The organism is Nonlabens sp. SY33080 (assembly GCF_011784885.1).
GTDB classification, from domain to species: Bacteria; Bacteroidota; Bacteroidia; order Flavobacteriales; family Flavobacteriaceae; genus Nonlabens; species Nonlabens tegetincola.
This window is the reverse complement of sequence record NZ_CP050461.1, coordinates 885,992-898,026: the sequence shown is the minus strand read 5'-3', so window position 1 is coordinate 898,026 and position 12,035 is coordinate 885,992. Positions and strand designations below refer to the sequence as shown.

At 34.0% G+C, this 12,035-nt stretch carries 11 protein-coding genes; 3 read left to right on the top strand and 8 right to left on the bottom strand.

The window, feature by feature from the left end; all coding sequences use genetic code 11:
- Positions 1 to 23: 23 nt before the first annotated feature.
- The 3 genes from HCN53_RS04145 to HCN53_RS04135 all read right to left on the bottom strand — a co-directional run bounded on the left by HCN53_RS04145 (position 24) and on the right by HCN53_RS04135 (position 4,479).
- Entirely contained in the window at positions 24 to 2,567 is a 2,544-nt protein-coding gene (locus HCN53_RS04145) for a PIG-L family deacetylase (RefSeq protein WP_167342126.1), read from the bottom strand.
- A gap of 81 nt (positions 2,568 to 2,648) precedes the next feature.
- Positions 2,649 to 3,746 (bottom strand): serine hydrolase, encoded by a 1,098-nt coding sequence (locus tag HCN53_RS04140; RefSeq protein WP_167342125.1) that lies wholly within the window; start codon positions 3,744 to 3,746, stop codon positions 2,649 to 2,651.
- 61 nt (positions 3,747 to 3,807) lie between these two features.
- Positions 3,808 to 4,479 carry an endonuclease III domain-containing protein gene (locus tag HCN53_RS04135; RefSeq protein ID WP_167342124.1) on the bottom strand — a complete coding sequence of 224 codons (672 nt, stop codon included), beginning with the start codon at positions 4,477 to 4,479 and terminating at the stop codon, positions 3,808 to 3,810.
- A gap of 34 nt (positions 4,480 to 4,513) precedes the next feature.
- Between HCN53_RS04135 and bcp the strand changes: the two genes are divergently transcribed.
- On the top strand, positions 4,514 to 4,969 hold the full coding sequence (gene bcp, locus HCN53_RS04130; RefSeq protein ID WP_042279312.1) for a thioredoxin-dependent thiol peroxidase: 456 nt from the start codon (positions 4,514 to 4,516) through the stop codon (positions 4,967 to 4,969).
- 74 nt (positions 4,970 to 5,043) lie between these two features.
- Here the strand turns inward: bcp and HCN53_RS04125 are convergent, their stop codons facing one another.
- On the bottom strand, positions 5,044 to 6,510 hold the full coding sequence (locus HCN53_RS04125) for a TonB-dependent receptor (protein WP_167342123.1): 1,467 nt from the start codon (positions 6,508 to 6,510) through the stop codon (positions 5,044 to 5,046).
- An 85-nt stretch (positions 6,511 to 6,595) separates the two neighbouring features.
- Between HCN53_RS04125 and HCN53_RS04120 the strand changes: the two genes are divergently transcribed.
- Both HCN53_RS04120 and HCN53_RS04115 read left to right on the top strand, forming a co-directional pair.
- On the top strand, positions 6,596 to 7,363 hold the full coding sequence (locus HCN53_RS04120; RefSeq protein WP_167342122.1) for an MBL fold metallo-hydrolase: 768 nt from the start codon (positions 6,596 to 6,598) through the stop codon (positions 7,361 to 7,363).
- Between the two features lie 3 nt (positions 7,364 to 7,366).
- A complete protein-coding gene (locus tag HCN53_RS04115; protein WP_167342121.1) occupies positions 7,367 to 7,870 on the top strand; it encodes a hypothetical protein in 504 nt (167 codons plus the stop codon).
- Here the strand turns inward: HCN53_RS04115 and HCN53_RS04110 are convergent.
- The 4 genes from HCN53_RS04110 to HCN53_RS04095 are packed head-to-tail and all read right to left on the bottom strand — an operon-like array spanning position 7,867 to position 12,028.
- Complete coding sequence (locus HCN53_RS04110; RefSeq protein ID WP_167342120.1) at positions 7,867 to 8,538, bottom strand: alpha/beta hydrolase; 672 nt, start codon at positions 8,536 to 8,538, stop codon at positions 7,867 to 7,869. The two genes, HCN53_RS04115 and HCN53_RS04110, sit on opposite strands and share 4 nt — an antisense overlap.
- A gap of 1 nt (position 8,539) precedes the next feature.
- Complete coding sequence (locus HCN53_RS04105) at positions 8,540 to 8,893, bottom strand: hypothetical protein (protein WP_060524860.1); 354 nt, start codon at positions 8,891 to 8,893, stop codon at positions 8,540 to 8,542.
- A complete protein-coding gene (locus HCN53_RS04100; protein ID WP_167342119.1) occupies positions 8,886 to 10,142 on the bottom strand; it encodes a dihydroorotase in 1,257 nt (418 codons plus the stop codon). Before HCN53_RS04100 ends, HCN53_RS04105 begins: the two co-directional genes overlap by 8 nt.
- Entirely contained in the window at positions 10,139 to 12,028 is a 1,890-nt protein-coding gene (locus HCN53_RS04095) for a BatA domain-containing protein (RefSeq protein ID WP_167342118.1), read from the bottom strand. Before HCN53_RS04095 ends, HCN53_RS04100 begins: the two co-directional genes overlap by 4 nt.
- Between the last annotated feature and the right edge of the window lie 7 nt (positions 12,029 to 12,035).

The following is a 12,035-nucleotide window of genomic DNA, read 5'->3' as shown; positions in this document are numbered from 1 at the left end:
CTATATATACCTTGCTCCATTTTTTAGAATTTCCTTTCTTCATCTTGCTGTTTAATTGGTTCCTTTTCGATACTTAAACTCAACATGTTTGCAAGCAACTTATAAGCTCCAGAAACTCCGGCAGGTAACTCTCTAAATAAGCTCAAACCCGTGTAAACGATATGTCCATCACCGTATTTACCTACTAGTAAACTTCCTTTAGTCATAGGTTCACCAGCGTCATTCATACCTAGAATAGGTGTAAAATTATCGTTCCATTTTTCAGGAAAATACAAACCTCTTTCTTGAACCCATCCTTCAAAGTCTTTATTCGTAATGCGATTAGGCTGATTCATGATTCTGTGATCTGGTGCAAGAAAAGTCACAGCAGCATTTTCATCTGTTACACGCTTTCGCGAAAGCGTAATATCTAACGGTCCTAGTTCATTATCACCGATACCGCGATTAGTATTGTACTGCATGATGAGTGTTCCACCTGAGGCTACATAAGTGTCAAGGATATCCTTTAACGCCGCCATTTCTTGTTTGTAAACGTTAAAGGCTCTTATTCCAATTACTACGGCATCATAATCTGAAAGATTTGCAGGGACTTCTGAAGGATCAAAAAAGCTTACCTGGCTGCCCATCGCAGCTATTGCTTGACCTACTTGATCACCAGCACCATTAATATATGCGACCGAGTTTGCAAAGTTAGTTATACCTGGTTGTACGAGTTGAACTTCGTTATTACGCACCCATTGTTGATTAGGAATATGTTCATAATTAATGGAAATTACCTCTTGGGTATAGGATTTATCATTTACGGTTAAAATAGCGCTGGCTAATCCTTTACTTGCTTGTGATGGGGCAGTTACAATAAAGTTATATTGTTTTTGATCTCCTTTTAAAAGGTCATCAATATTGATATGCTCTGGCTTTACCTTCCAATCAGTAGGTACACATAATTCAAGTTTCGTATTTCTAAAATTTTTAAAGGCGTGTACATTAACAGTTATCTCTTGTTTTTGGCTTTGAGTGAAAATAAAAACAGGATTATCGATGGATAAAGATACTTCTGGAGTAATTTGAAGAGGTTCTCTAATCTCACCTCTTACAGGATCAGTTCTTTTATGAATCACGGGTATTTTGAAAGGAATGGCTTGATCCTTAACCCTAATAATTCCTCTTACTAAAAATGGACTATCTAATTCTGGTTTTCCTATTTGTTCTGGATTATTTACTACGTACATACCTACAGTACCTTTTTGTTTAAGATAGTAAGGTGTAGTAGTTTCAAAATAGGAAGGAACCTTCAACTTTTCGGTTAGTTGCTTTGACTCATATTCTGAAAGTATAATATTGTTTTCTTTAATTTCTACTAGGTTGCTAGGGATGAATTCAATTGAAAAATCAATTTTAGACCTATTGGTTATCTCGATAAAAACATCACTTTCATTACCAATAGCAATTTGTTCATTTCTGGTAGATGCCACCATATAAATTCCAAGAATATTATTCAGAATATGATCAATTTCTTTTAATTTAATTGTTTTCCAGTGATCATTTTTAATTTTGGAAATATTTGATCGCAGTTCTAGTAAAGAAGGAATGCTAGCTTCTGGATTTTTAAAATCGTAATTTGAAACCAGGTTTTCATGTAAATCTTTAATCTTTTTTCCTCCCTTGACTCTTGTCCAAGTGGTATTTATTCCTGAAAATAAATCAGATTTATCTGTTGGAAAATCACCATCTATAAACTCTATATATTCCTTTTGTGGCGACCTGTCTCCACTACTACCAAAGCCTTGTGACTTGTGTTCACTTCGACTTAATGCTGCAATTTCATGATTTGACAAACCTTTATAATCATAAAAAGGATTTGAGTTTATAGCGAGTAAATTTTTCTTGTCTGCTTGTTCAAAAGCCTCTTGACTACCATAAAACCACCAGCTCGTATTAAAAAACAGTCTGCTAGGTTGCCAAGTTTCGAGTGTTTTTAATTGATTTCCAAAGGCATTTTTATCTCCTGCAGCCTTAAAAGCTTCAACACTAAAAATAGCACTAGTTGTATGATGTCCATGAGTGGTGCCTGGTGTTCTATGATCAAAACGATTGATAATTATATCAGGTCGAAATTGTCTAATAATACGTACAACATCTTCCATAACTTGAGTTTTGTTCCAAATTTCAATCGTCTCCTCTGGATGTTTTGAATACCCAAAATCATTTGCTCTGGTAAAAAACTGTTCGCCGCCATCTATGTTTCTTGCCTCAAGTAGTTCTTGAGTTCGTATCATTCCTAGTTGTTCTCTTAATTGTGGACCAATGAGATTTTGACCACCATCTCCACGTGTAAGAGATAGATAAGCAGTTCTTGCCATTCTCTCGTTGGCTAAATAAGAAATTAGTCTTGTATTTTCGTCATCCGGATGAGCAGCTACGTAAAGTACTGTTCCCAGAAACCCTAATTTTTCAATATCGTGGAAAATTTGGGATGTAGTAACTGGTTTAGGAGTAAGGCGATTTTCTTGTGCAATTATGGGGTATGCAATCAAAATACCGCATACAAAAAGGAGGATCTTTTTCATACGGTGTGAAGATAAAAATTTAAGAGGTAATAATGAATGTAAAAGGCGTGCTTTTGACAATCAAAATAGCGTTATTCTTACTTAGTTAATTACTTGGTTTAGTAATTCCCAAAGTTCATCGTGAAAAACTATAGGTACTAGTTCATTGGCAGGGCTATCTCCCATACGCACAACAACCATATCCAGACTAGGAATAACATCGATAATCTGACCATTTTTTCCTAATGCACAGATCATATCGTCAGGAGCTGATGGAGTTAGTGAGGTAGGAAAAGAATTTGGTGATGAAGGAAAAACGATAGAGTTTTTACCATTAAGCCACCATAAATAGCCATAAGAAGGATTTAGGTTTTGAGAGGTGGATACCATGTCATTAAAATAAGTAGAATCACCCAGTACGGTTGTTGAATCCCATTGACCTTCGTTAAGAGTTAATAGACCAAATCTAGCCGCATCTCTTGCTGTAGAATAATATGTACTTCCATAGCCACCACTTAAAGGTAGCCAGAATCCATTCATCCCAATCTTATTTTCAATAGAGCTATCAGTGTAATTATTTAACGACGTTCCAGTAGCTACTTCTATAACATCTTTGAGTAGGGTATAAGTTGCATTGTGATAATACCATTGTGAACCAGCATCTGATAAATAGGTCAAACATCCAGGATTAGTACAATCTGAATTTGAGACGTTATAATCTATTCCTGTAGTGAACGTTAATTGATGAAATAAGCTAATTTCATCTTCTTTATCACTAGGCATGGTTGTCCAGCCTGGACCTAGATAATCACTTGTTTTATCGGCAATGTCCAGAAATCCTTCTTCTTGAGCAACTCCTACCATAGTGCCCGTAAGAGATTTTGATGCACTTGCCCAGTACCAATTGGAATTTGCCGTGAATGGCTGAGATTGTAGGTCTGTATTCCAATATTGCTCAACTATTATTTTACCGTTCACAAGAACTATAAAAGCTCTTGTTTCATTGTTTTCTAGAAAAGTAAACAGGTCGTTTAATTTTTGATCGTTCCAGTTTAAGGATAGTGTAGATTGAGTTTCCCAATCATTCGAATCAGAAGGAGGAAAATACATTCCAGTTTCTTGAATTTGATCATGAACGTTATTATCATCACTAGAACAAGCTAAAAAAGATAGAAATAGGAGGAAGAGTAAATATTTCATGAGAGGTATTTGTCTTTTCTGACTATAAAAAGGCGATTAAGTTTAAACTAATTAAAAGAATTTATTTTTTCTTCCTCTTCTTCAAGCTTTTATAATACTCATCTAGTACGCTTTTTCTACCTATAGTGTTTGTAATGATATCCTTTTCCAAATTCCATCCTCTAGCAGGGCTGTATTCACGGCCATACCATATTATTTGAAGATGTAGGTCGTTCCACTTTTCTTCTGGAAATAAGCGTTTAGCATCTTTTTCTGTTTGTACCACATTCTTCCCATTAGATAAGTTCCAACGATACATTAATCTGTGAATATGGGTATCAACAGGAAAAGCTGGTATCCCAAATGCTTGGGAAAGAACTACAGCAGCTGTTTTATGACCTACAGCTGGAAGCTCTTCTAATTCTTTATAGGTTTGTGGTACAAGACCATTATGTTTGTCTATTAAGATTTGCGATAATCCATGAATTCCTTTTGATTTCATAGGAGATAAACCTACTGGTTTAATGATTTCCCTTATTTCATCTACGCTTAATTTTACCATATCATATGGATTATCAGCTCTATCAAATAGTAAAGGTGTAATTTGATTAACTCTCACATCTGTACTTTGAGCACTCATTAATACAGCAATTAATAACGTATAAGGATCAGTATGGTCTAAGGGTACAGGAATTTCTGGATACAATTCCTCGAGTTTATTTATGACGAAATTAACTTTGTCTGCCTTGTTCATTGTTGTAATTTAGAGCTTAAACAAAAATACGATTATGACCACTTTAAAAGCCGGAGATAAAGCTCCAGATTTTTCTATACCTAACCAAGACGGAAAGGAAATTTCTTTATCTGATTTTGCAGGAAAAAAGCTTGTCCTATTCTTTTATCCCAAAGCAAGTACTCCTGGATGTACTGCCGAAGCTTGTAATTTACGTGATAACGTAGATCGTTTTCGCGCAAGCGGATACGAAATTTTAGGAGCAAGTGCCGATAGTCAAAAAAGACAATTGAATTTTAAAAATAAACATGAACTTTCTTACGACCTTTTATCTGATGAGGATCATACGCTATTAAATGCTTATGGTGTTTGGGGTCCTAAAAAATTTATGGGTAAAGAGTATGACGGAATTCACAGAACAACATTTGTAATAAATGAAGAAGGAATTATTGAGGATGTGATATCAAAAGTTAAAACAAAAGATCACACAGCTCAAATATTAGTCGATTAAGTATTGTACAAGGATAAAAAAGCCTCAATTTAAATGAAATTGAGGCTTTTTTTATTTTTATCAAATCTATTCAGTTACACAGGAGCATCTTCATTTTGCTCTTTTGCTGAACTTTCGTGTCCAAAGAAATGTTGATTTTCAATAAGATTTGCAACTCCATTAGGTAGCATTTCTTGCCATCCATCCTCTCCATTTTCAATCATACGTAAAACTTCTCTAGAAAATATATGTCCTATTGAGGCATCATAATCTTCTATGTCTTTAAGTTTTCCGTTGTATTTAAAGAATTTATACAATTCTTTCATTCTAGGATGAACTTTTAGGTTTTCACTGGTAATCATCTCTCCGGTTTCAGCGTCTTTCATTGGATATAGGTAGACTCTTAAATCCTTAAAGAATAATTTACCAAATGCTTCTAGAATTCCACCACTTAAATGAGTATAGTATTTGGTGTCAAAAATATCGACCAGATTATTCACACCCATAACTAGTCCAATTCTAGCTTTGGTATAATTATTAAGATATTCTACTAATCGGTAATATTCTTTGAAGTTTGAAATGAGTACTGTGTGTCCTAGTGAACAAAGCAATTCTGCTCTATGTAAGAAGTCTTCTTCATCAATTTCACCACTAGCTTTAAGATTGGAAAGGGTGATTTCAAATAAAGTTTGCAGCTTTTCTTCAGTTACTGTTCCAGATTGTATAAAGCGTTTTTTTGCAGTTTCATACATATCCATATTTACTTTGGTCACTGGTCGGAAAGAACCTCGTAAACAAAGTACATTTTTCTTATAAAGTATGCGGGCAGCTAGTATGTTATTACCATCTGGTCCAAAAACAACAGCCTCGGTCATTCCGTTTTTAATAAGCTGTAAACTCATCAAACGGTTGTCTACATTTTCAAATCTAGGACCAGAGAAATTGATCATATCAATTTCAATTTTATCCATATCAATGTGATCGTATAGGTATTTCAATAATTTTTTAGGCTGATCATATTTATAGAAGGCACCATAAATAAGATTAGTTCCTAATATACCTAATGTAATTTGTTGTAGTCTAGCATCACGTTCCTTAAATCTTACGTGCAGAATAATCTTTGAATATTCCTCACCAGGTGAAGCTTGAAATTTAATACCAACCCAACCATGACCTAGATATTTTTTTGCAAAGTCTATGGTTGCAACTGTATTGGCATAGGTGAAAAACATTTTCTCAGGATGCTTTTCTCTAGATAAACGATCCTCAATAAGCTCTGTTTCGTATTCTAACATACGTTGCAATCTAGCCTCGGTTACGTAACGACCATCATCCTGAATACCATAAACAGCATCAGAGAAGTCTTTATCATAAGCACTCATAGCTTTTGCAATAGTTCCACTAGCGCCACCAGATCTAAAAAAATGGCGAACTGTTTCTTGACCAGCACCTATTTCGGCAAATGTTCCGTAGATGTTTTTGTTAAGATTTATTCTTAAGGCTTTATTCTTTAACGATGGGATGGATTCAAAATCCTGATCTCCAGGTAAACTGCTAGGCATATTAGTACGATTACAAATCTGTTAGTACAAAGGTATGAAACCACAGTAGTACTCAAAAAAATTATCTCTAATTTTAAGCCAAATTATGAAAACGAAAATTACCATATTAGGCTCAGGTACATCACAAGGAATTCCCGTAATAGGAAGTACGCATCCAGTATGTTTAAGTGATGACCCTAGAGACAAAAGATTACGCGTGAGTGCTATGATCGAGACAGAAGGAATAAGATTTATCATTGATGTAGGTCCAGACTTTAGACAACAAATGCTAACCAATAAAGTGACTGAAATTGATGCCGTGCTTTTTACTCACGAGCACGCAGATCATACAGCAGGTCTAGATGACCTAAGGCCATTTTACTTCAGGCAAGGTGACCTTGATTGTTATATGACTCATCGTGTACACCTAGCCTTACAACAACGATTTTCCTACATGTTTGAAACCGTCAATAAATATCCTGGTGTAGCTACACTAGATGTTCATGAATTTGATAAAGACGAGTTTGAAGTTAAAGGGATTAGGGTAACTCCTGTTCTTGCAGATCATGGTTACATTCCAGTTCATGGCTTTAGAATTAATGATGTTGCCTATATGACCGATGTAAAAACCATTACCGATAAAGAATTAAAAAAATTGGAAAACTTAGATATTCTTGTAATTAACATGCTTCGTCACGAACCTCATAATACGCATCTTAATTTGGATGAAGCTTTGGAGTTAATTAATAAAATATCACCACAAAGAACCTATTTTACTCACATAAGTCATCATCTTGGTTTTCATGCCGAAGTAGAGCCCACATTACCAGATAATGTGTACCTTGCTTACGATAATTTAGAAATTACGACTTGATCTATGAAAAAGAATCTCTATCTCTATTTATTCATTTTTGCTTCACTTATAGCTCTTATTTTTTATGTAAACGGTAGAAAATATCAAACCCAGCTAGAACAAAAAATAGTGGAACTAAAAAAGGAAGCTGATAAACAAGAAGAAAAGCTAGAAACAGTTCAGGCCCAAATTGCCATAGCCGACTTTATCACGATAAAAGGCAATCCTGAAGCCGAAAATTATTTTCTTAAATACAATCTTACAAGTTCTCAAGTTGAAGCCTTACTTTATGATAAATTACTAGAGCTCAATATTAAAGATGGTGGTAACCCTTTGATCCCTTATATTGGAGCCAATCGAGGATTTGCTATTGACCAAATACAAACCCTAAACCATAAATGGATAGCAGCTAATTTTACTGATGGTGATCAATGGGGTGATGTTTTACTTAAATATGACATTGATCAAGATCAGGAAGTGACGTTTGAAACCATCGAGACCGTTTTATATACCAAGAATAGAGGCTAAAAGATGCGTTTTTCTAACCATTCCTTCATATCGTAAAAATTATCTCTAGAAACCCCATGTCCTATTGGATAATTTTTATATAAATAATCAGCTTTTAATTCACTCATAAATTTAGGAGCTTCACTGGCCCAATCCAGCGGTATTACTTGATCCATAGTTCCGTGAGAAATAAAATAATTGGTCTTTTTTACGCTTTCGCGAAAGCGTGCCACCACATCATCCTCATTTTCAATAAGCTCTTTATTTAAGTAGCCACTCATTGCAACCACATTATTAAACATTCCCAAATGTTTAAAACTTAACGCATAAGACAAAATAGCACCTTGACTAAAACCAAGTAAATTAATGTTATTAGGATCTATAGAATAGGAATTCTTAAGCTCTTCTATAAATGTATCTAACAGTTCCATGCTTGATTTTGCTTGATCGAGATCACTAAATTTTCCTCCTGCTGCATCAAAATTAATGGCGTACCATGCTGCACCATAAGGTGGGATTTCATAAGGAGCTCTGGCACTCACTACAAAGATCTTAGGATCTATTTCGGAAGAAAAGGAAAATAAATCATCCTCATTACTACCATATCCATGAAGTAATAGGAGTAAAGGAGCATTTTCTTGAACTGCTGGACGTATTATATGTTTGATGGAGAGAGAAGTATTTGTCATATTATTTTATAAAACTAAACCATTTTTGAAAGTAATCACCAATAAAAGGTAAGGCTATCATTTGATTGCGCAATGCGCTCAATAAGCCTAAAACCGCGACAAGTACAATAAGCGAAATGATAAGCAGTGCAAGCCAGCCCTGTTCTATTATAGGTGTAAAAGCATTAATTAAAATTGCAACTATCCCTATACCAAACATTTGTCGTAAATGAAAGGCAGCAAATTGTTGACCTTTACCATTGTTCAGTAATATGGCAGTTCCTAAAATTGCTATGAACAAGAAGATATGTATAAATAGGCCAAACACACTACAATAGCCTAGTATAGCAAGGCCTTTTCCAGGAGGATTACTCATATATTTTTATTTTTTTACCATTAATTATTCCTAAAACGCGACCACGCGTTTTACATCCTAATAAAGCACAATTCTTTGATGTTGATACTAGGTCGGTGCTAGTTATTGTATCGTTTTCTGAATCTGTGAACATCGTTATTACTGCTTTATGATTCGCTTGTATTCGAGGTCGCTCAATTGGAAAAACATCATAAGCTCCTGTGAGGAGCTTTACACTAGTATAGGTATCAACGACAGCGTTTAATGCTTTAAATGTTACTTCTATAGCCGTAGAACCCGATTTAGCTCGATCAAATTCTAGTTTTTTATGCTCAATATCTAGTGGTATATGATCAGATGTAACCATTTGTACCTTACCTGATTTTACATCTTGGAGTAGTGCTGTTTTTTCTTCTTCATTACGCAGTGGTGGATCTAATTTGAAATTTGCTTCAAAGCCTAATAAACTTTGACTGTCTAGAAGAAGATTATTAATACTTACGCTACATGAAGCAGATAATCCCTGACTGCGTGCTTCATCAATCAAATTTACACTCTCAGATAGACTGACCGTTGGAAAGTGGAGCAATCCACCCGTATAAGATAGAATTTGAAGATCTCGAGCCACTTGAACGGTTTCGGCCATGGCTGGTTTAGACTTTAAACCTAATAAGGCTGTTGTAGAATCTTCATTTACCATACCTTTTCCTGCTAGATCCGAATTTTCAGGGTATGATTGTATCACAGCATTAAATCCTGTACTGTATTGAAGAGCAACTTTCATCAAGTTGGCATTGGTTATTGATTTTTTAAAGTCATAAAACCCTGCTGCACCAGCTTCTTTCATATCATATAGTTCTGCTAGATGTTCACCTTTTTGAGATAAGGTCAAAGATCCAATAGGTATAAGATCTACTGGCTGATCACTCAAGTAGTTTTTCAAGGATTTAATTTGCGATCCTTCTTCTGGATTAGGTTGATTATTAGGGTTAAGTAATACTGTTGTGAAACCACCAATTGAAGCTGCATTTACAAGGTTATTAAGCGTTTGTCTTTCTTCAAAACCAGGTTCACCAGAACATACACTACTATCTATCCAGCCTATAGAAATGTGTAATCCTTCAACGTTTATGATATGTTCAATTTGTTGATCTTCACTAATATTAGAAGCTATTTTTTTTATAATTCCATCTTCAATAAGAATATCTTGAATTGTGTCATGATGATCAGAATATTCATCAAGAATTTTTGCTTGCTTTATCAGTATCATTTCAAATATTTTAATATCAAGGTTTCAAGTAAAAAGAAAAGTAATGCACCGCATACGAACCATTGCCATAATGAGGTTATTTTTTCCTCGCTGCTTAATTGACTCATTAAATCTTTGACAGAGCTGTAGGTATCTAAAGATTGTAATTCGTAAAAACTTTGTTTATTTTCTAATCTATCATTATTAAAACTAATATTTCCAACAGCAACACCTGAATAACTTAAGGTATAATTTCCTGCTGATAAGTCAATACCATCAGTTTGAATTTCTACTTTATTATTAAAAGCCTTTTGTAGAGGAATTACTTCGATTTCTTGATTACTTATAGTAACAATCTCATCCTGTTTTACATTTACAGGAATAGTGATTTTATCCGATTGATTTGTTTTATAAAACAGTCGTCCAGGTGACAAGCTACTTATTGCAAAATTGTAAAATATGGGAACAATAAGAGGTGAGCTTTTAAAATTTGAATTGGACTCATTTAAGCTAGAAGTAAAAATATAGGTACCGTCGTCCTCGTACAAAAAGGAGGAATTATCCTCATAGGTTAAAATGGAAGGAACAGGTTTTGATGGTAAAATAACTTTTGAAACCGTTGGGTATTGAAAATTTGATACTCTTTTATTAAAAACTCCTTTGAATAAAGGATGCTCAAAATTGATATTTGTAATTTTCTTGTCTGCATTTACCTGCTGGCTTAAAGGAGTAATTCCTAAAAAAGCAGTTGTCATTTCTGAACTAGGAATTATTACCAATTTTCCTCCATTTAATTTAAAGCGTCTCAATGTCGATTCTAATTCACTAGAGAAGTCGTCTAGTTCATTTAATATTATAAGATTTTGATCGGGTATAAGATTATAATTAAGTTGATTTGAATTAACACTTGTTAGATTGAACTCATCACCCTTGTATAGCTTTTTAAGAAAATCATCCTTTTCATTATTAATTGCAAGAATATTGACACGTTGCTTTTCTTGTTCACTTATATACAACGTATTATCAAATTCTAAATCGTTTGACTGTATATTAAGTTGACCTGTTAAAGGTTCACCAAGAGTATAATTGAATTGAGCTATCGCTTTTTTGTTTTCAAACTCAACGGATGTTTTTGCAATAAGTTTTCCTTTATGATTTAGAGCTATGGAAATAGCATTCTCAATAGGTGAACTTGAAGATAATAGAACCTTAAGTTCTTTATTTATACCAGTTTCCTTAAAAATAAACGCACTATCAATTGCAATGTTAATTTTATCTGGGGCATTTACCTGAATAATCCTTACAGATGATAATTTTGACGTATCTAATGGTTCTTCATTTAATTTTTGAAAGTCAGAGATTAATATGATCTCCTTTACATTCTTTTTATCACTAAAAAGACTATTCGCTTTGAGCAAAGCTTGATTTAGATCAAATGGTTTTTTGGAGTAATTAAGGTCTAATAAATTATTTTTTACTTCTTTTAAGGTAACATTCTTGAATTCACTGTCATTTGTAATTAAATTAAAAGATTTTGAGCTAGGAATAGTTTCTATAAGCTGTTGAACACTTTGCTGTAATAAACTACCATTAGCTGCCTCTCTTTGCATAGAAAATGAGTTGTCCAAGTATATAGAGGTTTCTTTTTCCTTAATAGCCGTTTTGCTTCCAGGTATAAATGGTTGTGCAAAAGCAAGGACAATACAAGCAACAGCGCATAGCCTCGTTAATAAGGTAAGCCATTTTTTAATGGTGCGACTTTTTCGGGTCTGAGAAATTAACGGTTTGAGAAAAGCAACATTTGTAAAAGCTACTTTTTTAAACCTTCTTAACTGAAATAAATGAACAAGAATAGGTATTGCTAAAAATAAAAGTGCCCAAAGAAGTGTAGGATTCTTAAATACCATTCATTAT